The sequence below is a fragment of the Sphingomonas sp. OK281 genome, from assembly GCF_900115295.1.
GTDB lineage: Bacteria > Pseudomonadota > Alphaproteobacteria > Sphingomonadales > Sphingomonadaceae > Sphingomonas.
In genome coordinates this window covers 421828-448423 of sequence record NZ_FOVZ01000002.1, presented here as the reverse complement: position 1 = coordinate 448423, position 26596 = coordinate 421828, and the positions used below count along the sequence as shown (strand labels likewise).

At 61.6% G+C, this 26596-nt stretch carries 34 protein-coding genes and 1 tRNA gene; 26 read left to right on the top strand and 9 right to left on the bottom strand.

Translation table 11 applies throughout. The annotated features are described in order from the left end of the window. Nucleotides 1–72 precede the first annotated feature (72 nt). Nucleotides 73–2550 carry a TonB-dependent receptor gene (locus BM244_RS08285; RefSeq protein WP_254784350.1) on the bottom strand — a complete coding sequence of 826 codons (2478 nt, stop codon included), beginning with the start codon at nucleotides 2548–2550 and terminating at the stop codon, nucleotides 73–75. A 1250-nt stretch (nucleotides 2551–3800) separates the two neighbouring features. Here BM244_RS08285 and BM244_RS08280 point away from each other — a divergent pair. The 16 genes from BM244_RS08280 (at nucleotide 3801) to BM244_RS08210 (ending at nucleotide 15907) form a co-directional block, all read left to right on the top strand. Then, nucleotides 3801–5042, top strand: coding sequence for a tyrosine-type recombinase/integrase (locus BM244_RS08280; RefSeq protein ID WP_093398484.1), 1242 nt, complete (start codon nucleotides 3801–3803; stop codon nucleotides 5040–5042). Continuing rightward, on the top strand, nucleotides 5039–5905 hold the full coding sequence (locus tag BM244_RS08275) for a hypothetical protein (RefSeq protein ID WP_093398483.1): 867 nt from the start codon (nucleotides 5039–5041) through the stop codon (nucleotides 5903–5905). The genes BM244_RS08280 and BM244_RS08275 overlap by 4 nt, the downstream gene beginning before the upstream one ends. Before the next feature lie 115 nt (nucleotides 5906–6020). Beyond that, on the top strand, nucleotides 6021–6200 hold the full coding sequence (locus tag BM244_RS08270) for a helix-turn-helix domain-containing protein (protein WP_093398482.1): 180 nt from the start codon (nucleotides 6021–6023) through the stop codon (nucleotides 6198–6200). A gap of 208 nt (nucleotides 6201–6408) precedes the next feature. Further along, nucleotides 6409–6609: a hypothetical protein gene (locus BM244_RS08265; protein ID WP_093398481.1), complete on the top strand. Its 201-nt coding sequence runs from the start codon at nucleotides 6409–6411 to the stop codon at nucleotides 6607–6609. Beyond that, nucleotides 6606–6899, top strand: a complete 294-nt coding sequence (locus tag BM244_RS08260) for a hypothetical protein (protein ID WP_139226893.1) — start codon at nucleotides 6606–6608, stop codon at nucleotides 6897–6899. The genes BM244_RS08265 and BM244_RS08260 overlap by 4 nt, the downstream gene beginning before the upstream one ends. Then, complete coding sequence (locus tag BM244_RS22620; RefSeq protein WP_139226892.1) at nucleotides 6896–7228, top strand: hypothetical protein; 333 nt, start codon at nucleotides 6896–6898, stop codon at nucleotides 7226–7228. The genes BM244_RS08260 and BM244_RS22620 overlap by 4 nt, the downstream gene beginning before the upstream one ends. After that, on the top strand, nucleotides 7225–8211 hold the full coding sequence (locus tag BM244_RS08255; protein WP_254784349.1) for a DUF7146 domain-containing protein: 987 nt from the start codon (nucleotides 7225–7227) through the stop codon (nucleotides 8209–8211). The genes BM244_RS22620 and BM244_RS08255 overlap by 4 nt, the downstream gene beginning before the upstream one ends. Beyond that, the gene (locus BM244_RS08250; RefSeq protein ID WP_254784348.1) at nucleotides 8208–9770 is read left to right on the top strand and encodes a DUF3987 domain-containing protein; all 1563 of its coding nucleotides are present in this window, start codon (nucleotides 8208–8210) and stop codon (nucleotides 9768–9770) included. The genes BM244_RS08255 and BM244_RS08250 overlap by 4 nt, the downstream gene beginning before the upstream one ends. Then, nucleotides 9763–10218 (top strand): hypothetical protein, encoded by a 456-nt coding sequence (locus tag BM244_RS08245; RefSeq protein WP_093398478.1) that lies wholly within the window; start codon nucleotides 9763–9765, stop codon nucleotides 10216–10218. The genes BM244_RS08250 and BM244_RS08245 overlap by 8 nt, the downstream gene beginning before the upstream one ends. 434 nt (nucleotides 10219–10652) lie before the next feature. Then, entirely contained in the window at nucleotides 10653–10985 is a 333-nt protein-coding gene (locus BM244_RS08240; protein ID WP_093398477.1) for a helix-turn-helix domain-containing protein, read from the top strand. A gap of 557 nt (nucleotides 10986–11542) precedes the next feature. Further along, nucleotides 11543–11782 (top strand): helix-turn-helix domain-containing protein, encoded by a 240-nt coding sequence (locus tag BM244_RS08235; RefSeq protein WP_093398476.1) that lies wholly within the window; start codon nucleotides 11543–11545, stop codon nucleotides 11780–11782. Nucleotides 11783–12202: 420 nt separating this feature from the next. Beyond that, nucleotides 12203–12466 carry a hypothetical protein gene (locus BM244_RS08230; protein WP_139226890.1) on the top strand — a complete coding sequence of 88 codons (264 nt, stop codon included), beginning with the start codon at nucleotides 12203–12205 and terminating at the stop codon, nucleotides 12464–12466. After that, a complete protein-coding gene (locus BM244_RS08225) occupies nucleotides 12466–13179 on the top strand; it encodes a hypothetical protein (RefSeq protein WP_093398474.1) in 714 nt (237 codons plus the stop codon). Before BM244_RS08230 ends, BM244_RS08225 begins: the two co-directional genes overlap by 1 nt. 115 nt (nucleotides 13180–13294) lie before the next feature. Then, nucleotides 13295–13723, top strand: coding sequence for a Panacea domain-containing protein (locus BM244_RS08220; protein ID WP_093398473.1), 429 nt, complete (start codon nucleotides 13295–13297; stop codon nucleotides 13721–13723). A 9-nt stretch (nucleotides 13724–13732) separates the two neighbouring features. Then, nucleotides 13733–14197 carry a Hint domain-containing protein gene (locus tag BM244_RS08215; RefSeq protein WP_093398472.1) on the top strand — a complete coding sequence of 155 codons (465 nt, stop codon included), beginning with the start codon at nucleotides 13733–13735 and terminating at the stop codon, nucleotides 14195–14197. 546 nt (nucleotides 14198–14743) lie between these two features. Next, the gene (locus tag BM244_RS08210; RefSeq protein ID WP_175518131.1) at nucleotides 14744–15907 is read left to right on the top strand and encodes a transposase; all 1164 of its coding nucleotides are present in this window, start codon (nucleotides 14744–14746) and stop codon (nucleotides 15905–15907) included. 125 nt (nucleotides 15908–16032) lie between these two features. Here BM244_RS08210 and BM244_RS08205 read toward each other — a convergent pair whose 3' ends face one another. The 5 genes from BM244_RS08205 to BM244_RS23055 form a co-directional block, all read right to left on the bottom strand. Continuing rightward, nucleotides 16033–16779, bottom strand: a complete 747-nt coding sequence (locus tag BM244_RS08205; protein WP_093398470.1) for a helix-turn-helix domain-containing protein — start codon at nucleotides 16777–16779, stop codon at nucleotides 16033–16035. A gap of 85 nt (nucleotides 16780–16864) precedes the next feature. Next, nucleotides 16865–17482, bottom strand: coding sequence for a hypothetical protein (locus BM244_RS08200; protein ID WP_139226889.1), 618 nt, complete (start codon nucleotides 17480–17482; stop codon nucleotides 16865–16867). Between the two features lie 41 nt (nucleotides 17483–17523). Further along, nucleotides 17524–17904 carry a hypothetical protein gene (locus BM244_RS08195; RefSeq protein WP_093398468.1) on the bottom strand — a complete coding sequence of 127 codons (381 nt, stop codon included), beginning with the start codon at nucleotides 17902–17904 and terminating at the stop codon, nucleotides 17524–17526. 1 nt (nucleotide 17905) lies between these two features. Continuing rightward, nucleotides 17906–18820 carry an RDD family protein gene (locus BM244_RS08190; protein ID WP_093398467.1) on the bottom strand — a complete coding sequence of 305 codons (915 nt, stop codon included), beginning with the start codon at nucleotides 18818–18820 and terminating at the stop codon, nucleotides 17906–17908. Nucleotides 18821–19182: 362 nt separating this feature from the next. Beyond that, entirely contained in the window at nucleotides 19183–19443 is a 261-nt protein-coding gene (locus BM244_RS23055) for a hypothetical protein (RefSeq protein WP_093398466.1), read from the bottom strand. A gap of 145 nt (nucleotides 19444–19588) precedes the next feature. Here BM244_RS23055 and BM244_RS08180 point away from each other — a divergent pair, with 145 nt between their 5' ends. The 6 genes from BM244_RS08180 to BM244_RS08155 are packed head-to-tail and all read left to right on the top strand — an operon-like array spanning nucleotide 19589 to nucleotide 21868. Next, nucleotides 19589–19975, top strand: coding sequence for a hypothetical protein (locus tag BM244_RS08180; protein WP_093398465.1), 387 nt, complete (start codon nucleotides 19589–19591; stop codon nucleotides 19973–19975). A 3-nt stretch (nucleotides 19976–19978) separates the two neighbouring features. Then, nucleotides 19979–20290, top strand: coding sequence for a hypothetical protein (locus BM244_RS08175; protein WP_093398464.1), 312 nt, complete (start codon nucleotides 19979–19981; stop codon nucleotides 20288–20290). A gap of 2 nt (nucleotides 20291–20292) precedes the next feature. Then, nucleotides 20293–20487 carry a hypothetical protein gene (locus BM244_RS08170; protein WP_093398463.1) on the top strand — a complete coding sequence of 65 codons (195 nt, stop codon included), beginning with the start codon at nucleotides 20293–20295 and terminating at the stop codon, nucleotides 20485–20487. A gap of 1 nt (nucleotide 20488) precedes the next feature. After that, nucleotides 20489–21181 carry a hypothetical protein gene (locus tag BM244_RS08165; protein ID WP_093398462.1) on the top strand — a complete coding sequence of 231 codons (693 nt, stop codon included), beginning with the start codon at nucleotides 20489–20491 and terminating at the stop codon, nucleotides 21179–21181. A 2-nt stretch (nucleotides 21182–21183) separates the two neighbouring features. Next, a complete protein-coding gene (locus BM244_RS08160) occupies nucleotides 21184–21627 on the top strand; it encodes a hypothetical protein (protein ID WP_093398461.1) in 444 nt (147 codons plus the stop codon). Between the two features lies 1 nt (nucleotide 21628). Next, entirely contained in the window at nucleotides 21629–21868 is a 240-nt protein-coding gene (locus BM244_RS08155) for a hypothetical protein (RefSeq protein WP_093398460.1), read from the top strand. An 85-nt stretch (nucleotides 21869–21953) separates the two neighbouring features. On the opposite strand, the gene BM244_RS22615 is transcribed toward BM244_RS08155, so the two are convergent. Then, entirely contained in the window at nucleotides 21954–22394 is a 441-nt protein-coding gene (locus BM244_RS22615; protein WP_139226888.1) for a helix-turn-helix domain-containing protein, read from the bottom strand. A gap of 45 nt (nucleotides 22395–22439) precedes the next feature. On the opposite strand from BM244_RS22615, the gene BM244_RS22610 reads away from it, so the two are divergent. Both BM244_RS22610 and BM244_RS22605 read left to right on the top strand, forming a co-directional pair. Next, nucleotides 22440–22820 carry a hypothetical protein gene (locus BM244_RS22610; RefSeq protein WP_139226887.1) on the top strand — a complete coding sequence of 127 codons (381 nt, stop codon included), beginning with the start codon at nucleotides 22440–22442 and terminating at the stop codon, nucleotides 22818–22820. Then, nucleotides 22807–23352: a hypothetical protein gene (locus tag BM244_RS22605; RefSeq protein ID WP_139226886.1), complete on the top strand. Its 546-nt coding sequence runs from the start codon at nucleotides 22807–22809 to the stop codon at nucleotides 23350–23352. Before BM244_RS22610 ends, BM244_RS22605 begins: the two co-directional genes overlap by 14 nt. A gap of 101 nt (nucleotides 23353–23453) precedes the next feature. On the opposite strand, the gene BM244_RS23370 is transcribed toward BM244_RS22605, so the two are convergent. Together BM244_RS23370 and BM244_RS08140 are read right to left on the bottom strand one after the other, a co-directional pair. Next, nucleotides 23454–24599, bottom strand: a complete 1146-nt coding sequence (locus BM244_RS23370) for a DUF6551 family protein (protein ID WP_217649105.1) — start codon at nucleotides 24597–24599, stop codon at nucleotides 23454–23456. 287 nt (nucleotides 24600–24886) lie between these two features. After that, a tRNA-Ser gene (locus BM244_RS08140) sits at nucleotides 24887–24979 on the bottom strand. Between the two features lie 263 nt (nucleotides 24980–25242). Here BM244_RS08140 and BM244_RS08135 point away from each other — a divergent pair. Beyond that, nucleotides 25243–26016 (top strand): DUF1134 domain-containing protein, encoded by a 774-nt coding sequence (locus BM244_RS08135; protein WP_093398458.1) that lies wholly within the window; start codon nucleotides 25243–25245, stop codon nucleotides 26014–26016. Between the two features lie 155 nt (nucleotides 26017–26171). Further along, nucleotides 26172–26522, top strand: coding sequence for a hypothetical protein (locus BM244_RS08130; protein WP_093398457.1), 351 nt, complete (start codon nucleotides 26172–26174; stop codon nucleotides 26520–26522). Nucleotides 26523–26596: the final 74 nt, after the last annotated feature.

The window sequence follows — 26596 nt, the reverse complement described above, 5'->3', positions numbered from 1 at the left end:
ATCATGATGGCGCGCAAGACGATGACCGGCGGAAGGACCCTTCCGCCGGTCATAGGCATGGGCTGGAAGGCCTCAGAACTTGATCTTGGCCTGAACCCCCGCGGTCCGACGTTCGCGCAGCCCGACCAGAAGCGCCGAGTTGACGGCCAGCTTGTCGAAGGTCGGTGTGAAGACCCAATTGTCGGCGATGCTCGTATAGGCACTGTTGTTGAAGATGTTCGTGACGAACAGTTCAAGCGACAGATTGTCGATCGTGACGCCGGTGCGCGCGTTGAAGGTATGCGAGTCCTGCGTCTTCACGATGTTCGCCTGGTTCGACCAGAACCCCGACTTGAACGACCAGTCGGTCCGCGCGAACCACGATGCGTTCGGCGTCCCCCGGATCGCACTGCCGATCTGGACGCCCGCGTTGGCGGAATATTTCGAGGTGTTGGGCTGCTCGTTGCCCGAAAAGTCATAGACGCCCGTCAATTTGCTGACGGTGGGTCCGACGAAGGACTTGATACTGCTCTCGTTAAGCGCGGCAGCGACATTGAAACTCACGAAGCTCGATGCTGCGAAAGTCGCCTCCGCTTCGAGACCATAGAGATCGACCGAACCGCTGTTCGCCGATCCGGACACGAACGCCGTCGTTCCATTGGCTTGCATGACCGTGAGCAGGATGCTGTTGATCTGATTACGCCATTGCGAATAAAACGATGCGATCGAAAAGCGCAGGCGGTTGTCGAGCGCCTTGCCCTTCAAGCCGATCTCGAAGTTGGTGACCTTTTCAGGGTCGACCGTAATCTTCAGGCCGGCATCGACCGCAGCCTGCTGAAGGGCAGTGCCGAACCCCAGTACGCCGGCGTTGAACGATCCGGGGTTCACGCCCTTGGCGGCCGACGCATAGACCATGAGGGACGGCGAAATCTGGTAGTTCGCGATCGCACGGGGCAGGAAGTTCTTGTAGGTCTGCTTGGCGATCACCGCGCCCCCCGCGTAGGTTCCCGCCGGGATGAACAGACTGGTCGTCGCCACGATCCCTGCTGGCGAGGCATAGGCATAGAGCGTATCGAGCTGATACCGCCCTTCCAGGCTCACTGAGAATCGCGACGTCAGATCATAGGTCAGGCCAAAGAACACACCCATGGTGCGTGCCCGGTTCTTCCCGGAGATCGTCGACGTAACCCGCGTTCCCAACGCCCCGTTGCCGCCGCCCAGATCACTCTGGTCCCATGCATTCAGATAGCTCAGGCCCACGGTGCCACGGAATGGCCCTGAATCATACGATGCCCGCGTCTCTAGCGAGTAATCCTCCTGGATCCGCTCGACGAGATAGGGAAAATCGAAATAGCTGCGCGAGCCCGTGCCGCCGAGCGGATTGGCGAGCGAGGTCGTGTCATAACCATCCAGATCCGACAGCTGGCTCCATTCCTCGTGATTATACCCGGCGAGATAGGACAGCGTCAGCGCGTCGGTCACCGACCAGTCGGCGGTCAGATGATAATGCTGATAGTTCCGGACCAGCCCATAGCCCTGCGTACCGTCTTTCGGATCGATCAACCGCCCGGTCGGGTTCGCCAGGAAATTCTTGATATAGCTGTCGAGCAGCGTGTTGGACGAGACCGGATTGGCGAGCTTCGGCGTGGTCCCGCAGATATAGGGGTTGGACGTCGCCACCCCCAGTCCGGCAACGCCGACGCTGTTGCCGGTCAGCGTGCAGTTCGACTGCCCCTGAACGACGACGTTACCCGCTGCATCCTTTACCGTGTACGCGGATATCCGGCTGTTTGCGGCGACCCCGTCCTTGTCCTGCGAGAGAAATCCGAACGCCTTGATGACGAGCCCGTCGAACGGCTTGGCGACGACGAGCAGGCTGCCCGAGGTCGTCGATTGATCGCCCAGCGTACCGCCGTCGTAAGCGTTGATGTAGGACCCATCCTTGGCGAACCGGTCGGCCGACACGCGGAACGTCAGCGCGTCGCCCAGGATCGGACCCTCAATGTCGCCGCGAACTCGGTAATTGTTGCGGGTCCCGCTCATCCCGGTGACCGATCCACCCCATTCGCCGCTCGGCAGCTTGTTGACGACGTTCACCGCGCCGGCAAAGGTGTTGCGCCCAAAATAGGCGCTTTGCGGCCCCTTGAGAACTTCGATCCGCTCCGGATTGCTGATCGAGGTGAACGCCGAGGGCGACGATACCGCGACACCGTCGATGAACATCGACGTGGTGGTCGACAGCACGGTCGACGGCGTGAATCCCCGCAGGACGAGTTGCTGGAACGAGCGATCCGCGCGTCCCGCGGAATTGTTGTTCACGTTGAGACCGGGGGTATTCTCGGCGATATCCGCCACCGAGACGATGCCGCGTCGCTCGATATCCTCGCTGGTGAGCGCCGACACCGTGACCGGGACCTTCAGGATATCCTCCGCTCGCTTGCGTGCGGTGACGACGATGTCGCCGTCCGTGTTCTCGCTGACTTCGGTGGCCTCGGTCGGTTTCGGGTTGGTCACCTGCGCCGCGGCGCCAACCGGCATCAGTCCTGCCGCCAGGACGAGCCCGGTCGCCATCACGCAATTCGAAGACGTTCGAAGAAGTTTGTGTGCCGTTTTAGTCATCATGCCCCCCATGATTCAATTGGTCTTTATATGAAATCCGTTGTCACGAACTATTCATCCTGGGCGAATACGGCGCATATTCGCTATGCCTTACGACACGCCGGGCGCTCACTTGTTGAAGGGCAGGTTGGTCTAAACTCCACGACCTACAATCTTGACCGCGACACTGTTCGCCACGTGATCATTCGATCGTAACAATTGGCTCCCCGACCATGCGGCAATGGTAGCTTGCCGATCAGGCAATTGGTCTTTCCTGCAGATCACACCGGGGAGATGCCGATAGAGGTCATCGTGACGCGGACTGCCTCTGGCCAGGGTATCGGGATTGGTCTTGTTGAAGCCTGTCGAAGGCGCCCATAGCGACACGCGAGCTTGCGCGCAGATCAAGCGGCCGGATGGCACCGCGCCGTCAAGGGCGCGGGCCGATCACAGGTGGCTCGGAGATCTGAAGGGCAGGATCAAGGGATTGTCGATCCGCCAGCGACCATGCCGGCTGCGAGCAGGAGGCAAGACGAGCAAAGCGGCCTGCCGGGATCACAACTCGGCGTTCAAGTGACGTTGGCTGGCATCAAAGGCAAATTGACGCTGGTGACGCTTATGAAGCGGTACAGATCGAGGTGAACAACCGCCGACCGAGAACGTCGAAGCTGGCTCCGGGTTCTGCATCGAGGCGCTGGAAGAAGCGGTGGCCGGCTACGGCAAGTCGGCGATCTTCGACGGCTAGCAGTGGCTGCAGTTCACGAGAATGATCTCCACTGCCGTGGCCCCGCGCACGAAGATCAACATCAGCATGGACACTAATGGCGCGACACCGTTTTCGTGGAGCGCCTCAAGCCACCGCAACTCTTAAGATTTCTTGCTTGGCCTGACCGCGCAAACCCTCGCACCACGTGGCACGGGCAGCCAAAGCACCACTTTTCGTGCGCCAACACCGCATGTCTCGAAATCGATGGACTGCGTTGGCCAAGATGGCATGCTACGCGTCAGCACCAAGAAGGAAAAGTCGACATCGGCGGACTTTTGCAACCCCTACGAAGAGGGTTTTGGCGGAGACGGAGTCTGTCTAACTTCTGCGCACCGCCAATCACCCCCGCTCACTTAACCCCAGCAAATCCGCCATTTTCCGCGAACAATTGTTCACCGCTGCGCATTGCTGCGCACTCGTAAGCACGATACAGTGTGGTAACTGATGAGGGGGCCACATGGGCAAGCTGACAGCGTTGAAGGTGAAGAGCGCAGCCGAAGGACGCCATGCAGATGGCGATGGCCTGTACCTTCTCGTGAAGGAGTCCGGAGCCCGGTCTTGGCTGCTTCGTATCCAGTCCGATGGGGTACGGCGCGACCTTGGCCTTGGGACAGCCGAGACAGGGCCCCGCACCAAGGAAGCTCAGGCTTCGGCAGATAGTATCCCGCTGCTTGACCGTCGGTCCCTCACCCTGAGCGAGGCTCGCGACAAGGCCGACGCGTACAAGCGGCTGGTCAAGGCAGGCATCGATCCGGTGGCTGAACGCAAAAAAGTGCCCGTCGCCATTCCCACTTTCGAGAAGGCTGCGCGGGATTGCCATGCCGAACTCAAGGCCGGGTGGCGGAACAAGAAGCATGCGGATGGCTGGCTCAGCAGCTTGGCGTCGCATATCTTCCCAGCGATCGGCGACAAGCCGGTCGACGCGATCACCAGCATCATGGTCCGGGACGCTCTCGCGCCGATCTGGCTCACGATCCCGGAGACCTCTCGGCGGGCGCTTCAGCGCATCGGTGCGGTACTCGACTTCGCGCATATCAAGGGGTGGAGACCGTCTGAGACGTCGTTGAAGTCGGTTCGCAAGGGCCTGCCCCGACAGCCCCAGGCCGACAATCACTTCGCCGCGATGCCGTATGAGGACGTGCCTGCGTATATGGCGCAGCTCGCTTCGGCCGACACCACCGCCGGGCGCGATGCACTCCAATTCACGATCTTGAACGCAGTCCGATCGAACGAGACACGGTTCGCGGCTTGGCCTGAGTTCGACCTCGACAAGGGCATGTGGACGATCCCGGCGGCCCGCATGAAGATGAAGCAGGTCCATATCGTGCCCCTCGCACCCGCCGCGATTAAGATCCTGCGCCGGCGCTTCGAGGCTCGGACGAGCGACGATGGCCTCGTGTTCTTCTCGTCGCCTCGAAAAGCACTGAGCGACATGACGATGACCAAGGTGATGCGTGACGACGGCCGCGACAGCGTAACCGTGCATGGCTTCCGAAGCGCCTTCACCGACTGGGCAGCAGAGACGACTAGCATACCGAAAGAAGTGGTCGACAAGGCTCTGGCCCATAAACTGCCGGACAAGGTGGAAGCGGCATACCGCCGGACTGATTTTCTCGAGCGGAGGCGAGCGCTGATGACGATGTGGGCAGACTATTGCGCGGGCGTCAGCAACGTCGTGCGCCTGGCGGCGTCAGCATGAGCCGCGTCCCAGAAGTTGTCCTGTTCGACATGGACGCAGAAGTCGCGGTAGCCGAGGATATGCTTTTCGGCGCCAATGCGCCCCTCGTCATAGATCCCAGCGAGGCGATGTCGTGGATCGCGACGGGCTCGTTCAGCGAAGTGGTTGGATTGAAAAAATGGACTGAGTTTCGCGAAGAATCTCTTGGATGGGTACTCGAGCGCTCTGCGGGACGGTCGGAGTTAGCCGAAGAGATCGTCATTGCAGGCATTGCGTCCGGGCGGGTGCGATGCGTCTTCGTGACTGAAGACGCGAAGGATTTACCCCGTCTCGCGTATGCAGATCCGGCAATCTTCGAAGGTAAAGAGCTAAGCCATGAATGGGAAAATGGCCTGACGCTTCAGGTATATCGCGACGATGACGACGAAGATTATTTAGAACTGAAGGGGTTCTGGTTCTTCTGGGAGGACATTCTTACCCTGACGCCGCGTCGACCAACTGGCGCACCCGATACCCCTTCGCCGAGCATTCCGACGGCTACCAGTGCGACAGCCCCGACCAGCCCTATGCCGGTCAGAGACAACGTGCCGCCCCCTATAGTATCCCGCAGCCATTCGCATGACCCCGCGGCGCGGCGAGGAAGGGGTCGACCGGCCGGCAAGAATGGTGAACCGATAGCGATGTTCGTCCTTCGCGTTCAGGCTGAAGGGATCGACGTACTCGATGGTCTTTCGGACGACGCTCTCGGAGCGATGCTCAAGGAGGAGTATTTACGCCTTGGCTTAAATCTGCCGGAAAACACCAACGCTGCGCGCGATGCACGGGGCGTTATGCGTGCCCTGGTGAAAATGCAGGCGAAAATGGTTGACCGCCAGGAGGCATAATTAACGCCACACAATCCTACTATTTCGCCATTTCCGCCGCATACTCAGGCAGTTCCGCATCAGCCATCACCGCTGTGCACCGGTCGTCATTACCGTGCACAATGGAGATGGCACGATGGAAAATCGAATTGCATGCAGCGTACGGGATGCCGCCGAAGCGATCGGCGTGTGCCCGAACACGATCTATAAGCACATGCGCGAGGGTCGCCTGGAGTTCACTAAGCTCGGCACGCGGCGCCTGATCAAAGTCGCCAGTCTGCACCGGCTGATCGACCCACAGGCAATGGCTGCGTGATCGCCAATGTTCACAGCAGCCGCGGCGAGCGTCGCCCTTAAGACGCGAAAGGGCCGGACCGCCACAGTCCGACCCTCCACAAATTTGCTCAACAGCAGCGCATCCGCAGATAGCAGTGCCGCACTTCGCCTTCAACGGCTTCGTCTCGCTGGCGTCATCGGCGCACGCGCGGGACTTCTCGCCGGGCTAGCCTGGGGCGACGCGCAACATGGCTGATGCATTCCGCGCCCACGCCGATGCGGCCCTTGCATTAATCAATGCGGGCCTGCCGCTGAGACCGCGTGAAGGGCAGTTCCTCGGCGGCCTCGCCTTCGACGCGAACCCGCTCAGCGAGAAGCAGCGCAACTGGCTGGTGATCTTGCTCGCCAAGCACGGCCTCCCCCCTCTCGCCGATGGAGGCGCAGCATGACACGACACCGCAGCGACACCAGTGCCGCCGCCTATGCGGGCATTGCTCCAATGGCAGATCATCTCCGTGCCGTTGTCCACAAGGTGCTGTACGCGCACCCCTCAGGCCTGACGGTAGACGAGACGTGTAAGGTTGCCGGCTATGCGCGCTACTCGCTCCAGCCACGGTTCACCGAGCTGCTAAAGAAGGGCATGATCCGCGACACCGGTCAACGCCGGCGGAACGTCTCGGGAGCGAACGCGATCGTCTGGCGCGCCACCGTCCTCGACCGGCAGGAGGGCGCAGCATGACGGCTCAAGTTTATCCCTCGTCCGCATGGTATCGCGCCCGCTCCGCTCGGGCTTCGGCTGGCAAGGCTCCGCGCCTCGCTGTCATCCGCGCGATCGTGATCCGGGAACGTCCGGGCGGCGGCTGGTGCGTTGGGCTGGTAGAACGCCGCTACGGCATATGGAAAAAGCCGGAATGGCTGTGCGCGGGCACGACACTGGATGCGGCGGAAGCCATCGCGGAAGGGGCATGGCGCAAGCATCGCTTGCCGATCGCCCTCGTCCCGCCTGGCGGGCGGCATATGCGTCCTTTCCATATTAATCGGCCGGTGCCGATCGGACGTGTTGCGTGAGCCGCCGCATGGATAGCACGGCGTTCGCCGCCATCGCGCAGCAGATCCGCGACCGTTTCCCCGTATCCGGCGTGGCCAGCAAGGCGGGGGTGAAACTCATCCGCGCCGGGCGGGAGTGGAAGGCGTGCTGCCCGTTTCACCCCGACAACACTCCCTCCTTCACGGTATATGCGGACGATCGGCGTGCGCACTGCTTCGGCTGCGGCTGGTCAGGCGACGTTCTCGACTTTGTTCAGCAGGCCTATGGCGTAAAGCTGCCCGCAGCGATTGATATGCTGGACGGCGGCGCCTTACGCGAGCTGGAACAGCAGCGCGCACCTGCGAAGCCCAAGACCGATATGCGTCCGATCGCACAGCGCATCGTCAAGGACTCCGTGCCAATCGAAGGGACACCCGCCGCAATATACCTGCGATCGCGCGGGATCACGATCGACTTGCCGCATACTTTGCGGTTCGCTCGTCTGCCGCCGCCGAAGATCGAGGGAAACGGTCTGTTGGAGGCGAATGGGCCGGGGCTGTTGCCGACGCTCATTGCGATCGTCACGGACGCGGCGGGCGAACTCGTCGCGCTGCAACGCACGTATTTGACCGAGGGCGGGCGCAAGGCAGCGACGAAGCCGACCGACACCGATCGTAAGCCCAAGGTGAAATACAGCCTGGGCAACGTCATAGGCGGCTCGATCCAGCTTGGACCACCATCGGCGAGCATCCTCGTCTGCGAGGGGCTCGAGGATGGGCTCACGTTGGCGCAGGGCTTGGGCCGTTCGGTGTGGGTTGCGGCGGGCACGTCGATGATGCCGGCCATGATCTTCCCCGACGTCGTGCGCGCGGTCGTGATCGGGGCGGACGGCAACGCTCCCGGTGAGGCGGCGGCGCAGAAGGCGGCCGAGGCGTACGCCGCATCGGGCTTGTCGGTCCGCATCATGCGCCCGACTCCCCCCTTCGTCGACTTCAACGCCGAGCTGTTGGGCGACCGGTCATGAACGCCGGTCTCGCAGCGCGGTTCGATGCCGCCGAAACCTACCAGGATGCCTCGCACTATATGGGGCAAGGCGCCCGTTCGGGATCGGGTTGGGTTGCGCCCGATATGACGATCCTCGCCGGCGGGCGCACGATCCCACCCGTCATGCCGACCGAGATCTTCGGCACGCTCTGGCCGCTGATCCGCGACCTCGCCGCAGGTGCCGGTGCGCCGGTCGACTATGTCGCGGTTGGCGTCCTTGGCGTCGCCGCTTCGCTCGTCGGCGCCAAGCGCCGGGTGCAGCCATATCCGACCACGCCGCAGTGGCAGGAGCCGTGCGTGTTGTGGGTCGCGCCGGTCGGCGATCCGTCCTCGAATAAGTCGCCCGCGATCGACGCGGCGACCAGCCCATTGCGCGGCATGGAGACCGAACTCGCCGAGCGGCACAAGGCCCGGCTGATCGGCTGGCAGACCGAGAACGAGCGCGCCAAAGCCGAACGCGCGGAGTGGCAGGCGCAGATCAAGACGGCGACCAAGGAAGGTGTGGCTACCCCGTCCATGCCCGATGCCGCGATCGAGCCCGCCGAGCCTCAGCGCACGCGGTTGCTCGTGCAGGACGCCACCCCGGAAGCCTTGGGCGAGATCCTGGCCGGCAACCCCAATGGCACGTTGCATCTGCGCGACGAGCTCGCTGCGTGGCTCCTGAGCTTTGACCGGTATTCGCCAGGCGGCCGCGAGTTCTGGCTGGAGGCATATGGCGGCCGTCCGCACATCATCGACCGGAAGAGCAACAAGGCAGGCCCGCTGTTCGTGCCGTTCAACGGCGTGACCGTCCTTGGCGGCATCCAGCCCGAGAAGTTGCGCGAGTGCCTGCTCAAGACGGCGGACGATGGGTTGGTCCCGCGCTTCTTATGGGTGTGGCCGGATCCGATCCTCTACCAGCGCCCCCGCCAGATCGCGAACGTCGACCAGCTCGAGCAGGTATACCGCCGCCTCTTGCAACTCGACGCCCCACGGCATGATGACGGTCGGATCGATCCGCACTTGCTGTTGCTCGCGGACGACGCCGCCGATGTGTTCGAGGCGTGGGTCCGGGACAATGACGCTACGGTCCGGGAGGCGTCGTCGCTATACAAGGGGTTCGTTGGCAAGCTGCGGGGCATGGTCCTGCGACTGTGCCTGATCGTCGAGCTGATCAACTGGGCGGCGAACGGTGATCGCGAACCCTCCACGGTCAGCCTCGGCACGCTGGTCGCCGTCCTGGGGTTCGTTGACGACTATGCTAAGCCGTCGGCCCTCCGCGTATTCGGGGACGCAGCGTTGCCGGAGGAGGAGCGCAACGCGGCGGCGCTGGCTCGGTACATCCTGAAGACCAAGGCACAGCGGATCAACGCACGCGACATCCGGCGCACCAGTGGCATCGCAACGCTGAAGGTGGCGGCCGACGTCGAGGCAGCGACGGAGGCACTTGTCGAGGCGGGATGGCTTCGTGGTGTCGCTGAGCGTGCCGGCGATACGCCCGGCAAGGCGCGCAAGGACTTCCTCGTGAACCCGGCAGTGCATGAGGCGGGTAATGAGTAGCTGGCGTGACGTCGCCGCCGCTGTAGCCCAGCGTCAGCAGCCGGCGGCCGGGCCCACCGCGATCGAGACCTTCGGGCTGCCCGATGACCTCGCCGCCGCTCTTCGCCGTCTCGAGACGATGCCGCCGCCGCGGAAGCTGGAGCGGAGCGCGAACTGGCGGGGAGTGGTTGCCGACGCCATGACGATCGCGCGGGATAGGTGGGCCGCTAAGGCAATGGCGCTTGGGTGGACGGCTGGTGACCTGTTCGGGATCGGCCCGCGCGACGACTGGGACTTCCAGGGATTGGCCGTGTGGTTGAGCAGCCGGCGCATTGTCATGCTCGACGCCGAGCGCGTGATCGTTGCCGGCGACTCCGGTGATCACCGGTCCACCTTCGAGCGCGGTGGAATGCGTCACGGTACTCACCCAACGATTACTCCCGTCATGCTCTGGGACTTCGGGCGATGATCGGGGGGCTATTGGCACTAATGGCACTATTGGCACGGACGCCCGCGCTCAGTCTCCCCGCCTTCGCCCTGACGCGGCGTAGGCTAAAAAAGTTATCTATCTATCTCTTAAAAAAGAGCACGAGGGTAGGACACGAGGGCCATGCCAATAGTGCCGATAGCGCCAATAGGTCGGGTTTTGTCGGGGCCTCGGTTGAAAAACAATCAATCGCAATCAAGCGCGAGTGCGATCACGGCGAAGGGGACCGTCCCTGTTTATACAGGCGAAAACAGGTGCACATCGGCAAAGTGCCGAGTGAATGCCGATAGTGTCGGCAGGTCGCGCGACCGCTGTTTTAACAGCGTAACAACAGAGGACCAGGCGGGCGACGGTCGGGTGATAATACACCGCGTTAACACCGGCCAGTCGCTCCACGGGTGACGAGGGGAAGCTAGATGACGTTCGATCCAGACTTCGGGAAAAAGGGCTTCGCCCGTGATCTGTTCCGTCTGCGGTTCCGTCGGCTCCGTATCGAACAGCCCGCTTTCGCCAGGCGGTTCGGGCTGACGTTCGGGATGATCAAGGACCAGGAGCAGTCCCGAGCCAAGCCGTCGAAGGCGTTCAAGGTGCTGGTGGCCGCGATCGAACTGGATCCCGCCTTGATCGAGCGCGCAGCGCGGATTGCAGAAGAGCGGTGGCCGGATGAACGAGCCGCGAACCTGACAAAACCTGACATCGCCGATGGGGTGGGAGACGTTCCCGAAGCCATCGCGAGCGTGTTCGCGTAATCTCTATGCGGCGGGGGTTCCGCAATAATGTCAGGCAGTCCTTGGGCGTTCGGCGCCAGGCGGCGTGCTCATGATCTGTCATAAGCGCGCACATCGCAGGTGCGCGCGTAAAGTCTATGCGGCGGGTAGCCCGCCATATTCGGACCAGTACGCGCAGGCGCGCGCGGTATCTCTATGGAGCGGGCAATCCGCAGCAGTGTCAGGCCCTAAGGCGGACCATGACATGGGAGGCAATCTCCATAGTACGTTTGGGACTGTATGCGGCGGGGCCCCCGCTGTTTTACGACGCCATAAAAGCAGCGCCGCGGGACGCCGCCTGAACCCCAAAATACGGGGCGAATACGGGGAGCCGATCTTCGGCGGCGGGGAGTGGCGAAACCGTTTTTTAACGGGGGATAGCGGCCCCTTGGGATCGGCAGTCTTTTCTAAAATAGAAATGAAGTAGAAACGGCATGATCCTGTGGCTGAAGTAGGTAGGGAGTAGCGACACAGCTGGCGGAGGTGCAAACCCCGCCGTGGCAAATTTTTGGAGAACAGGCATGGTAGATCGACCGAAGATGAAGCGCCAAGCCATGCACCGGCTTTGCAGCACGCGAGCCCATATGCTGAATATGACCCTGCGGGACTTCGCCGATCAGTATGGCATTAGCTACGGCCAAGCTATGGACATCGAGCAGATGCGATCACTCCCTTCGCTGGCTACGAGGACGCTTATCGAGGCAGTCCGGCTTGATCCTGAGTTGATCAAGCGCGCCGCATCGATGACCCGGACAATCTACGGGAGTGCAATAAAATAGATGTATTTGCGGCCGCCGGCAGTGGCTAGTTAGCCGCTAGCTATTAGACTACTTCTCGTTGCGCCGCCGAGCGACTTGCATTACTATTGCCTTACGAAAGATCGAGCGCGCAGAGCGCGTCGGTCAAATGCCAAGTCGACCCCGCAAGGGGGCATCGGGTAGCCGCCCGTCGCACAGTCGAAGCCCACAGCGGGCATGAGGTTCGAAGCCTCAAGCAGTTTGTCTCGCCAGCCGCGAGCCCATGCATCCGCTGAGGTTTATCATGGCATCTTGCGAACCGCGCCGATCCGTCCACGACGCTAACATTCAATTACGCATCAGCGCCACGCTGCTGAACCGCACAGAGCACGCCGCTCGAACGGCGGGTGTCAGCGTGTCGGAATTCGTCCGAACGGTCCTCCGGCAAGAGGTGGGTACGGCGTGATGGCCGGAGTCCTGACGTCGCCCGATCTGGCGCAGCGCGAACAATTCATCTTCGACCTGGCGCAGCGAGAGGCGATGCGTACTCTTTGCCGAGCCCTTGCTGAAAGCACTGGCTCTGATGAAGCGCACTTCGCTCGCCTATGCGGCATGCTTAGTCCGAACCTTGCTTCGTTGCTGTACTCCCCACAAGGCTGGGCAGCGGCTGGCAAGATCCTGGTTGGCCTGCCCGAGTTCAGCGCCTCGCTGACGACGGTGCACTGATGCCGATCGCAGCAGCAATCGCAGGCGCGGCCGTCATTGGTGGCGCCGTGTCGATCTCGGCAGCAAGTAAGGCGGCGAAGACCGCCAAGAACGCAGCCGCGGCCAGTAATGCTCTGCAGGCTCAGCAGCTCACCGACAGCAAGGCGCTACTGTCCCCCTACGTCGCAGCCGGCAACACCGCTACGCCTGTCATTCAGGGGTTGCTGGGTCTCGGTGATAGCACGCAGGCCAAGGCCGCATACGACACCTATCAGGGCAGCACCGAGTATCAGTCGCGGCTGCAGCAAGGCCAGAACAGCGTACAATCGGCGCTGGGCAGCCGCGGCATGATCGACAGCGGCGCCGCGCAGAAGTCGCTTGTGAAATTTGGGCAATCGTTCGCGAGTAACGAGTTCGGCAACTACCTCGGCAATCTGCAAGGGCAGCAGGCACTAGGTTTCCAGGCAGCTGGCGCCCAGACAAACCTGGGCGCAAACTACGCGAACAGCGTGTCTGCGAACAACAACAACGCGGCCAATATCCAGGCGACCGCGGCCATGTCTAATGCCGCCACCATCAACTCATCCCTGAACAGCCTTGTCGGTGCCTACGGCCTCTCTCAGGGGCTCGGCAGCAGCTACGGCGGGTCCAAAAGCGGCGCGCTTGGCGGAGGGACGGGCAACCTTGGATTTAACCCGTCCTCCTTCCTCACTAAGTATGGCGTTGGCTTCTAGCCGCGGCGCCAACCTGGGCCATTCACACCTACTTTACGTTGGGTCAGTAAGCTCCTATCTCCAGGCAGACGAAGCGGTTGGTATCGCAGGCGTGCAAGCGAATAGGTGAAAATCGATGGCCGACGTTCACGACGTGGCTGCCTACATTCTGGAGAAGACCAAGTCTCTGACGGCGATGAAGCTGCAGAAGCTGGTTTACTATGCCCAGGCTTGGTCGCTGGTCTGGGACGAGAAGCCGCTTTTCAAGAATCGCATCGAGGCTTGGGCTAACGGTCCCGTCGTTCCCGATCTCTATCAGGCTCATCGTGGCGAGTTCACGATCACGGCAGAGCCCCGCGGGGATGCGTCGAAGCTGACCAAGGACGAGCGCGAGACCGTGGACGTCGTTCTCCGTGATTACGGAAAGAAGACGGCCACCTGGTTGAGCGCCCTGACGCATAAGGAAGATCCGTGGCTCTGCGCGCGCGACGGGATTCCCGATGGCGAACGTAGCAATCAGCAGATCACCCATGCTGCGATGGCCGAATATTACGGCAATCTCTGAACCTAAACTGTGGCGAAGACTGACAAGCGGACGAAGTTCGGCGCCGAACCGCAGCCGGAAAAAAAGGTTCGGTTTTCTGAGCCCGAGCTAGATGACGGCCACCCGCTGGCGTGGCGTTTCAGCGGATGCGACCGGGATGGCCCGTTCGGTTGGAGCATTCCCGAGGACGTAAAGTTTCGCGAAGTTATCGAGAAACTTTACGAGTTCGAGGGCAAGAACTGGAACGAGATTACGTTGGGTGGCTCCCATCCAATTCCCGTGTCGAACCTGTGCGATGCCGCAAGGAAGCGGCTCGTTGAACTCAAGCGCGACGATCTAGACGAGCTGATGTCGCTACGGCTCACCGGGCCGAACCGGGTCTGGTGCATCAAGAGCGGACATATCATGAAAGTCCTCTGGTGGGATGCGGAGCATCAGGTTTATCCGACGCTGATCGACAAGGCCGATCGGAAGAAGATCCGCAAAAGGAAGTAACGGAGTGAGTTGCGTCGGCGGACGCGCGCTCCACCGAACTTCCTCCCGCGATCGTCGCGAATGCTGGGCCCGCAGCAAAGCCGGCCAGCCGGCTCCCACAGTGGCCCCCACACCGCGCCAGTTCACCTACTAAAACGCTCCGCAGCTACCCGCTTTTAACCAGCGGGCCCGTAGATCGCCGTCATGGATCTATTGCTCGGCCTCCCCGGTCTCATCGTACGCGACGTCGTAGAGACTTTCCTTGAAGTGCAAATAACGGCCGACGTCGTAGGTGACGTGCCGACTTGCCCCTCGTGCACGAGCGGAGGGCAGATGAGCCCACATGGATCGGTGGAGCTGAAGTTTTGGGACTCACCCATGCGGGGCAAAAGATGTCGCCTCGTTGTCCGTCGCAGCCGGTTCATATGCAAGTGCCGCAGGACGGCCACGCTCGCTACGCCCGCCATTGCCGAAGACGATTTTCCAAGCCTGACGACGAGGCTCGCTCGCTATGTTGAGAACCAATCGTTCCGGCGGACAGCACCCGGCATTGCGATCGAGACGGGGGTGTCCGAAACATTGATCCGTCGGGTTTCAGATCGGCTAGCCCATCACCTTTGGGACAATCATCGTTTCGCGACGCCGCTCGTTCTCGGGATCGATGATCTGCGCATCAGGAAGCAGCTTTTCACGAACGTCACCGACGGCCGCACAGGGCATTCGATTGCGCTCGTCGACGGCGGCGAATCCGACAAGATCGTTGGAGAAATGCGCCGGCGGGAAATTGATCCCACGAAAGTGAAGATCGTCGTCTCCGACATGGGCGGATCGAACATCGCTGTGTTCAAGCAGCTATTCGCGGCACACGCGATCCACGTAGCTGACAAGTGGCATGTGCTGAAAGGCGCGAAGGAGGCGCTGAACAGCGTGATCAATAAGCGCCTAGACTTCCTACGGCGGCGCCGCGCTTGGTGCGAGAAGGTGTACAGGAAGCGGGGCACGTTGCCCCCAACCAGCAAGACGGATCCTTATTACAAGCGGAAGCCACCGTTCAGCACGCACCCCCTAACGCGTATGCAGCATCGCATTGACGACCTGAAGAATGCGAAGTCGAAACTTCTGGGCATGCGCCGCCCGTTCTACGCGACCAAGCAGCTGACGCTGGATGACTACCAGATGATCGTGAAGCCCATGTGCAAGAAGCATCGGGCAGTTGGCCATGCCTTCGTGGCGACCATGCGCCTTCACGCCGTGTATGACGTCGAGAAGCGCATCGATCGCCGTGGGGCGGATGCCAACATCGACCTGTTCTTCCGGCTCGCTTCGGCTCCCGACATAGTCAATCAGTTCAAGATAATCGTGGACCGGGTCAGGACCCATCGCGACATCATCCTCAACTATTACGACGCGATCGCCTTATTGGGCCGCGACCAGCCAGCGCCGACAACCGGACCGACCGAGCAACGGAACAGCACGATCAAGAACGCATGGAGTGCTGCGCGCGGGATCAGGAACCATAAGGTTTTCACGATGCGCGCGCTCTACGCGCCGTGGCATATTGATACCGACATCGCTATCTGTTGGAGCGACAAGAGGGTGATTGTGGATGCAGTCGGCAAGGAGCGCTCTATCTATTGTAACGACGTCGGCGGTCCATTCGGCGACCAAGGGCATACCCGGCGTCAGCAAGTCATGGCACCCCTCCATCGTCATCGCTGCCCACTCCACTGACCCTCGCCGCGGGTCCAACGACTGTTCTCCGCCGAACCCTGTAGATTGAGAGCGGCAAGGGGTGGGCTGACCATCCTTAGGCGGACTGAGTGCCAGCCATGACCTGGCTCGGTCTGTGAGAGGCGCTATGCCGATTCCAGCACGCCGCTTACGCCGAGCAACGCCCTGATGCTCTTCGCGTAGATCATCGTGCGTGTTCCGAGCTTCTTCGAGATCAGGTCCCCGCGCTTCACCAGGTTGCCCACGGTCCCGCGGCTGACGCCGAGAATGTCCATCGTGTCGGCGATCGAGACCATGACATCGCCTTCTGGCAGCGTCGCACGCGTGCGGGGCGTGGCGGCGACAGGGGCGGGAACGATTGCCGCCGGCTTCACCGTGGCGGCCGGCGTAGCTGTGGGCGTGGGCAGCGTATCCATGATCTCAATAAGTGGAAGATTCGCGGCTACCTTGGGCGACACCTTCGGAGCGGGCTTCGCCTTCTGCGGGGCAGTGGCAGGCGCTGCGATCGGTAGCGTAGGACTATGCTGGGAAGCCACATCGCGGAGATTGGCTTCGTTGAATCGAACGCCCGTAATCATGACGGCGGGGCGGCCCCCGACTAGGCCGTCACCACTGAGCTTCACACTTCCCGTCGCAAGAACGTGCTCCACCTTTTCCTCGGCGACGATGCGTTTCCACAACGGGCGGGGGATCTGGGCGTCGCGGACTTCGGTGCGGCCGCCGTCGGCCGTCAGCGTCTCGACGACGCGGGCGTAGGCCCTGATTAGACCAGCTTCGACGAAGTCCGAGAGGATCGTTCCTACGTCCGCCTCGCTGATACCGTGAAGAATGTGCCGGGCTGCTGCCGGCGAGATCGGGATGAAGGCGACCACGAAAACCCCTCTTATGAATCAAGGGACCATGCGCGCCGAAGGTAAATATTACGTCGATCACAAGGCGCGGAGCGCGAAGCCAAGATCAGCTCCGCCGCGTATCGACGAGAAAATTGCGGGCCCAAAATGTAAGCTCGGCCTGTTCGCGCTTCGCGAGCGCCTCGCCCTGTTCAAGCGGAACTCGGACTTTCTGCGCCGCCTGCCGTACGCGCTTACGCCGGGCTCGAGGGCTCAGCCGCTCCAGCTCAAGAGCGGTATTGTGGATCCGCCGCCAGGAGCTGTCCCAGCGATCGTTGTCGAACACATGGACCTTGCGTGTGTCACGCTCGTACTCTTTGTCCTTCACGAACCATACCTGCTCACCGGCGGCGAAGGCTTCATCGATCATCATCAGCCGGTTGAGATCCTCGGCTTGCGACACGACCAGATGCCGATCATGCTTCGGATCGAAGTCCTGCCGCAATCCATCCAGGATCAGCCACACGATGCCGGCGCCGATCGCGACCCACAGTCCTTGCGAGCCAAATTCGTGGTTTGCCCACCAGATCGCGCCGGCCCACAGCAGCGGCCGTGTCAGCGCGAGTATCCGTTTATCGGCTTCTTCGCGGGCGATCTGCCTGATTCGTTCGTCCGGATCGTCACCAGTCAGTCGCTCCGAAAGCGCCTGCACTTTGTCGAAATACTCATCGTCTTCCGTCCGCATCCGCGTAACCTCGTTCCCCATGTATCCCGGTGGGTCTTCATCTACTCCCCGGCAATGATGTAGCGCAGGCCTCGCCCGAACATCGCGAAGGCAATGCCGATGGCGGGGATCGCCAGGACAAAGCTCCAATCGAAGTGATGGACGTACGGCTCGTCATCGGGATCGGTCCAGTATTCCCCGGCATCGATCGGCCTCGGCGTGGCTATCCTGCTACCGTTCGAATCCAGCGGGTGTCGCGTCTCCCACTCAACATGGTCCTTCACGGACTGGCTCGCGCTCGAAGCTGTCGAGATTGCCACGGCCACGGACAGCACAAGCGTCAGCGCGAGGATGCCAACTCCGATCCAGTGCAGCACGCGGCCCAAGCGGATCGCGATGTCGGTCTGGGCCTTCTGGGCTTGTGGCCATATCCATGCTGGCATGTCAGGCACAGTCCGCAGGCGTCACGGTATAATCGACAATCACGCCACCCTCCGCAGAATACCGGTACCGCATTGAAATGCCGCTACCGATCAGGTTCGTCGACTTCGCGCGACACAGGGTCGACCGGTTCGTTGCCTCCAGCGTAGAAAATCTCGTAGCTATGTCGCGCGCTGCGACACCTGACATCGTCGACCCGTCGCGGTTCGTCAGCGTGTAATCGTAGATCAGGGTCGATGCGTCCACGCTTACACGGTTCAGTACCGTGGCATTGTCGACCGCTTTCGGCAGATCCCGGTTCATTTCTGGGATCGCTGCCAGCAGTTCGTCGCGAGGAGACGGCTTGATCGACCCAAGCGCGACAAGCCCGCCGAGTATCCCGATGTACAGGACCGCGACAATAATGGTGCGCGTCAGGCTGCTACCGGCCTCGAATACACCGGTACCTTCGTCCTCGTCCCACGACGTTCGATCGCCAGCCGAGAGCTTACGGTGGTTATGCGACAGCGTGCCCAAGGCGACTATCGGGATGCCTGCCGCCAGACCGAAGAACCAGACACGCATGTTGCGGACGAACAGCGTCCCGAGCGTCGGCCGCCGGTGATCGATCGTCTCGACGCGGATACCAGCGATAGCTTTTCCAACCGTGGTTCCGACCAACGCCATTATCCCGGCTTCGATGGTCATTGCGATCGGGATCAGCACGATTGAGATCGCGGTGAAGTTCCGTTCCGCGGCGCCGAAGAAGGCAGGCCATAGGATCCCCGCAACGAACGACAGGACGGCGATCCCCAGCAGCAGGTCGAACATTCGCGCCCAATACCGTGGCCAAGGCCCGGCGCGCACGGCCATCTCGGTCGGCTCGTAATACGGCTCGGCTTTAGTCTGAAGCTCGCTGTCGTCATGCAGAATCATCATTCCCCCCAGTCCCCGGGGAGAAAGTGCAGTGTTTCCCCAGCGCAGGCAAGACGCCGCCGCCGGCGCAAGGAGCCTGTCGGAAAGATGAGGGAGAGCGGTAACAACCAGTGAAAGGAAAATAGAAATGAGCAACACTCGCGCATGGCGTGCGAAGCCAAGGACGAGCAAGCCCAACTCAAGGCAGAAGCGGAACGGCTTATTCCTCGACAGCCACCCAATTTGTCAGGGATGCGGGCACAACCCGTCGAAGGAAGCTCATCACGACCTGCCACATGGGCATCCCGATCGTGACGACTGGCGCTACATGCGGGGTCTGTGCGTGGACTGCCACACGGACGTGCACCGACCGCTGCCGGCTATCGTTAAACCTCAGCCTTGAATCCTGCACTCACCCGGACACCTGGGCCGCCGTCCAAAGATGACTGCCCGCCGGCAATGAACAGCAGGCCTGCCCCGCGCATGGCAGACTGCATCGCCTCCACGCTCGATTGGCGGGCATCGCCTCCCAGTTCGAACCGCTTCACGGTCGCGAGACCGATCTGAGCCTCCCGGGCAAGATCAACGGCTGTCCAGCCTAGCAAGCTGCGGCCAGCGCGGCATATCTGCGGTGAAAAATCTCTCATACGATGCGATTAGTATCAGAAGGAGCTTGACGCAACATCTAAGAGTGATACTTAAAGGCTCGTTAAGACTGAATGAAGCGGCTCGGCGGGGTGTTACCAGCACCACCGCCGGGCCTGACCACAACCGATCACGGAAGGATCGAATATGGCTACCCACGCCCTTAGCATTGCCGCGCCCGCCGCAGCCACCCCACATCTGACGCTCACTGCCGTCGCCGTCCCAGGGAATGACACCGCGTCGTGCTGGACCGCTGACCCCCGCGCCGTGAAGCTGCTGGCCTCGTGCGCTGCACTTCCCCCCGTCATGCTCGAACACCGCAGCCGGTTCGGCAACGCGGTAGATCGCTGGACGGCCTTCGCAGGCTACCGTGTCGAAGCGCTTGAGGCGATCCGCATGGAGATCGGCGACCGTCTCTTGCAGGCATACCACCAGCAGGGGCCGGACGCTTACGAGCCGTTCCGCGACTGGTGCGAGCAGCCGAACGCGAGCGCCGCTGTTGCCGCTGTCCTCGTCTCCAGCACGGAGCATTGAGCGATGGCGACCAAGCCCAACACCCCCGCCGCGGTCTCGCCTGCCACCCCGTTCGAGATTGCCGAGGCGCACTATCGCAAGATGCAGACCGCGATCAACGCCTGCACCAGCGCGACACCACCGGCAGAATTTAGCGCGATCGAAGCGGAGTTTATGACTTCCGCCGCCGCCATCGATGCCGTCTCCGCCAGCACGCTCGAGGAGTTTGCGCGCTCGTTCATCATCGCAGTGGACGACGGCGAGAGTCTGCCGAGCGAGGCGACCCTAGACCGCCTTTTCGCCGATGCTCGCCGCCTCACGAACAAGGACGCCTGAACGTGACCAACAGCCAAATACTCGCGATCCGCGACGGCGCTTCGACCGCGGCACAACTCGCCTCGCTCTGCATGTTCCTCTCCGAAGCACTGGGAGCGAACCCCGACACATCGCACGCAAGCGAAGCGCTTGATGGTCTCCGGACGCTGGCGGTCGGCCTGTCGAACGACCTCCACAACATCACGGACGGTGAATAACATGGCCATTAAGACCATTCAGACCGTCGCAACGTCGCCTGTCATCGCCGCCATGTTCGCCGCCTGCAATGCCGCTAACGCGGAGGCAGATCGCCACCAGCGTGAAGTCTTGGAGACGGGGGCATTCAAGACCGCCAGCGCGGACGAGCGCAAGGAGCACGTCACCGTCAACAATACCCTGAATGACGCATGGGTGACGACGATGTACGCCGTCTGCCAGCACCCAGTCGGCACCGCTCAGGACTTGCACGCCAAGCTCGCCTTCATGGTCGAGTTTGAGATGGGCGACGGGATGGACTGGTTGCCGACCGTCCTTGAGGACGTGCAGCGGATCGCGGGCACCAGCAATGCGGAGTGGGACGAAGCGCTTGCCGCAGTCCAGGCCGCCGCCGGCCCGATGCGCGAGACGAGCAAGGCGTTCCACGCGATTGACGCGACCTGGTGCGCCGATCGCACGCAGAGCCCCGGGACCAGTACGGCGTGGGATGTGGCTTGGGAGAGCTACAGCGTGGCGATGGATAGATACCACGTCGAGCTGCGCAACCTCATTGTCATGGTCCCCGCGCCCAACGCCGCCGCCGCCGCGATCAAGGCGCAAATGTTCCTCGACGCTCAGTTGAACGACGAAAAACTCGGCGAGTACGTCGCGGCCGACCTGCGCCGCTTCACCGACCATGCAGATCTGGAGCGTTGAACATGATCACGCACACCACCCGCCGCGCCCTCATTGGTGGAGCTGGCCTCTTCGCCGTCGCTGGCGGCATTGCGATCACGTCGCAGGCCAAAGGCGCAACGCTCCCGGCAGTCGATCGCACGGCTTGGGATCAGGCTTTCAAAGCAATGACAGAGGCGAACCGCGCATATGACGCAGCCGAGGTTTGGTATGATCGGGCCGACACCGCAGGCACCGCTACCGATGCGATGTACGCGGAATACGAGCGCTACGGTGAGGCTCAGTATGAGACGACCTGGACGTTGTTCGCCATCCCAGCGCCCGATCGCATGGCCCTTCTCTGGAAGACCGAATATCTGTTCGGTGACCATATGGGGGCGAACGGTTCCAGCCCCTCGTGGGCGGCTCACGTCATGGAATGGTACATGGCCGACCAGCGCCGCCTGCTTGGTCAGGAGGCGCGCTGACATGTCGCGCGCAACCACGCGTGACGGTATCGTCACACACGCCCGCACCGTCATCGACACGCTCGAGCCTTGGTATGACTGGGGCAAGATCGGCGTAGAGCGCATGGAGTCGCTACGCCCTGGCAAGACCGCCACGGATGGCGAGGTGCGGTTTTTCGAACTGCAATGGCTCGGTATCCACATCGCCTTCCAGATCGGCCGCACACCGAAGGGGGCCAGCCAACATGGTAACCCAACTTAACCGGGGGCGGCGCGGTCCGTCCCCACCTTCGCCCCCTCGGCATGGCCCTTCCGCGCTGGTTTCGGAAACATGATGGGCTGGTTCGCTAGCGCGACATCTTCTCAAGGCTTGCAATAGCTATTGCCAAGGCGGGCTTGATGTCTCGATGCAAGGCGGCGTTCGGCATTAAGCGCCATCGCCCCCGGGAAGGTGAGGTAAGCATTCCCTTTTCCTTCATGCGCCGGAGATGAGAACGCAACGTGCTGCGCGAATTTACGCCTAGCGCTTGGGCAATCGGCCATAACTGATCGGTGGATGTCTCCGGTGGCACGCTCTTGCTCAACCGCTCGACAATCGCGGTCTCGACGGTTAGCCGTTGAACACTGGTGCTTCGTTCCGCCGAAAACGTTTGCACCCCCACTCGACGGACCCGACGCATTTGTAACTCGAGAGCGGCTATCTCTTTTTCTAGATCCGCCTTCTGTTTCTGTTTATGCGAAAGTGCAGCGGCGAGTCGACGTTCCACTATGTCGCGATCACGTTGCATGTGCGTTGCATAGCGGATTTTTCTAGATTCTTGCAACGTTCGAAAATGGCTAAAATCGGCGGGAAGGTGTTGACGGAGCGGTCAATAGCAATTACCAACCTTTGGTCGGTAATTTTGGCGGATGCCTCATCCCAATCTTGCGATAACGGTAAATTTACGCACATGCCATATCTCTGCGACAGCCGAACGGGCTGTCTGCGGCCTGAGGAAGGTGAAATGGCGCTTCTAGATCATACGCGCGGATGGTTCTTAACCGTCAAGCCCCGGACGCCGAGTGCCGCAGGTACCGCCGCGGTGTTCGCGCTGGGTGATCGTGTTCTAGCGCAAAAGGGTTTGAACCCGAAGGTTGTCGATGCTGTAAAGCGCTCGATCGAGAATGACCGCCGCATCCAGGCTCGCAAGATGAAGGCCGTTGCCGGAAATTGAATACCGCGATCTGAGCGATACTACAGATTTTGCTAACTTCGTATGCGGTGATAGCGAAATTGATAAGTGGCTCCGCAATGACGCGAGGAAACACCATGGGCAGAGAAAACATTTAGTCACATTCGCGTCGTTCGGTGATGCACCGGATAGCGTTGTTGGATTTTATGCTTTGTCCGCCGTTGTTGAGAAGGTCGCCAATCTCGGCGGCGATGTTCCTTTCTTCGCGTTTCAGGATGCCAGCCGGTGCCCTTGTTTGCAGCTGACTTACATGGCCATGCAAAAGGAACATCAGGCTCAAGATCACGGAACATTATTGCTCGCTAACGTTATCCGGACCTTTGCCCGCTTAGGTTCTGAAATTGGCATTCCCGCGCTTATTGTGGCGCCCGGCAGTGAACGAGCGCGAAAGTTTTATATAGATCGCGGCAGCTTTGAGCCATATGCGAAAGGAGGCGGTCTATTTCTTCCCCTCAGGGTCGCTACGAGCATTGTCACAGCGGCTAGCCCTGAGGACGAAGCGCAATCAATATGAGCCTACCTGACCGAGACAATCGCTTCACGCGGTATCCAACGACTGTTCTGCGCCAATACCTGTAGAAGCGCCCGCCGGCAGCAACACCGGCGGGCGCTGCATCAGGTCCGCGCTGGGGCGATACCTGCATAGACCTCGAGGATTGCCGCACGCATTGCCTGGGCCCGCATATCGGTGCCCTTGGCCCCCTTCACGAACTTACCCCACCCAGTCATGTCGTAGTGGTGCAACGCTCGGTATAGCCGCTCACGATCAAGACCCTCGGGTGGCCGCACTAGAATGCGGGTCAGCCCTATGAAAACCGATGACCCGGCCGACAGCACCTGCCCTCTGAAGGCATTCGCCATACCCGTCAGAGCTTCGAGCACCATGTCTTCGCCATGCTTGCCGAGTATATTCGCGATACTGCTGGTGAAGGAAACTTCACCCGGGACCCAGGCCTGAGATCGTGTCTGGCGCGACACCTTCAAACCGGCCTCGTGCACCACCCGATTGACCTCGATCGCGTCCTCGTCGCCAGCAACGAGCGCAGCATGAAAATCGTCTAGCCGGCTGATGGCGCGGCGTGCGCGATTGGCCGCAACGAACATCGCCGCCTCATCTGCGGGGCCGTCGTAGCTCGCGATACAGCAAGGTAGATGCGGGATGTCCGATCGTAGCTTGGCAGCGGCAAGCCTATGCTGCCCATCGATCACATACCGCCCTTCATCCCGACGCGAGACAGCGAGCGGCATGCATAGGCGCCAATCCCAGTGCGCCGCGATCGACGCTATCAGGCGTTCGGACGTGTAGCCATCGATCGAACGCTGGTAGTCTCCATCGACCTGCAGATCGCTGACACCAACCCATTCGATACTGGGTGGTGCGCCCGTGACGGGAGAATAGACGCGCCGAGTAGTGCCTGGTGAGCCCCTTTCGCGCTTCCGGCTGGGTATGGCCGTCTTCAGGCTCTTGCCGGGGCCAACCATATTTGATGGCCGTGAACCGGCGACGGCTCGATCACGGAGCTCGGCTACCCTCGCCCCCACCTCTTCCTCCGGCCATGCATAAACGTCGCCAACATGTTCAACGACGACATAGCCGCGGTGAACGCGCTGCTGCCCTAGCGGCGTCTCTATAAGGAACGTCCCGTTGGCCTCGACGCGGCCGATCATCCAAGGATGCAACCAGCCCGGGACCGGGCGGCCGTCCTGCTTCCAGAGATTTACGTCATCCCGACGTACAGCGATCGCGGTGTGCTGGTTCATGTCGTCCTCCACGCAGCCGATCGACAATCGAACGGCTGCACAGAGGCTGTCACTGTACGCGCGGCCGATCTTCCTGTCGGCGACAGGACGTGGCGTTCCTGAAGCGGGCTGCGTTCGCGACAGATATGACGACAGCTACCCTGCGTAACTTTTCTAACGAGCATTTATCGAAAGACGCGCACCCATGCTCACTGATGCGCAAATCACGGTGTGGGAACAGGTGGTGGAGCCAAGCCATGCAGCGAATGCCGTTACCTAGTGTAATCAACTACTTAGGGGGCATCGCTTGGCGGAGACGGAGGGATTCGAACCCTCGGTACCAGTAAACCCGGTACGGCGGTTTAGCAAACCGCTGGTTTCAGCCACTCACCCACGTCTCCGGCTGCAGCAGATGCGGGGCTATAGCGAGGGTCGGTGCGGGGGGCAACGGCTGTAATCGCCGGGCGCACGAATTCCGTTCCGACGGCGCATTTCATCGGCATGTTCCGGCAGCACATAGCCTTGTCGCACGTCCTTACCTGGTGTTGACCGGGCGTTCGGCCCGAATTCGCCCGAATTCGACACGGGCAGCCGGTTCGTTCATTGCGCGGCAAGCCCGACGTTGGTTAACCTGTCGTGCGTTGGTATTTGGGGATCGATCGACATGCGTAGCGTCTGGCTTGGCCTGGGTGCCCTAGCGGCAGCCCTTTGTGGAGGCGGCGCGTCTGCGCAGGTCCGCACGATCGATCCCAACCAGGCGATCGACGGCGACATCGCGCCTCGGGCATATGCCCCTCCCGCGAACAGGCAGGCGACCACGCAACCGTCGAGGCCCGCATCGTCCGAGCCCAGCTATCCCGATGCGCCGGTCCAGAACGATACCATTGTGCCACCGGCATCCCAGGCCCGCACGGCGCCTCCCGAAACGCGCGCGGAAGCGACGATGCAGGCGGCCGACACGTATCAGCGCGATGATCTGCTCGCTGCGGGTGAAGGCGTATTCGGCAAGGGCGCGGCAGGCCTGGGCGGCATCCTGGAAAAGATCCTCAAGGACCAGGGCCAACCCAACGCCTACATCGCCGGCCGCGAAGCGTCGGGCGCCTTCATCCTCGGCGTCCGCTATGGCTCGGGGATCATGAGCCACAAGGTCGAGGGCCAGCAACCGGTCTATTGGACCGGACCATCGGTCGGCTTCGACGTCGGCGGCGACGCGAACAAGGTCTTCGTCCTGGTCTACAACCTCTACGACACGGAAGAACTCTACAAACGCTTCCCCGCAGTCGAAGGCCGACTCTATCTCGTCGGCGGTTTCGCGGCCACGTACCTGCGCCGTGGCAATGTCGTCCTGATACCCATTCGCCTCGGCGTCGGCTGGCGCGCGGGCGTGAACGTCGGGTATATGAACATCACGCACAAGAGTCGGTGGCTGCCGTTCTAGACGTGGCGAATGGCCACGCCCTGCTGACACACGCAAGCTCGTCCGACGAAATGGGCTTGCGCCGGCGTGCGCCCCAACCACGGCGTCCCTCCTGACACCGCTCTAAAGTGCCGTCGACGAGTTGACGCTCCCATCCCAAGCGTTACCCCGAAACAATGGCAAAACCCGACCGTCTCGCTCGTCTCGATGCTCAGCGCGAGGACCTCGAAACAGAATATCGCGAAACACTGATCGCCGCGATCGAGAAGACCGCCGCCGGTTCGCTAGGCCTGTTCGATCGCACCACCGACCGCCGCGTCCGCGCGGCCATCGCTCCCACTATCGACGCGCTGACCGAGATGGGCAGCGACATCGATTCAATGCGCGAACGCCTGATGCTCGAACCGTTCGCACTCCATCGCGACTTCTTCGCCGCCCGCGGCCCGGCCAGCGCGAGCGCGGTCGGCGAGCAGAAGGAAGCCCGGTTATGGCTGGATCGGCTGAAGGCGCAGGCTTCCGCGACCTAAACGTTCCGCCCCTGCCCTCATACCGGTCGTAGCCGCCTTCGGCGTCTTGTCCTCCCGATAGGGGGAGGCTGGCG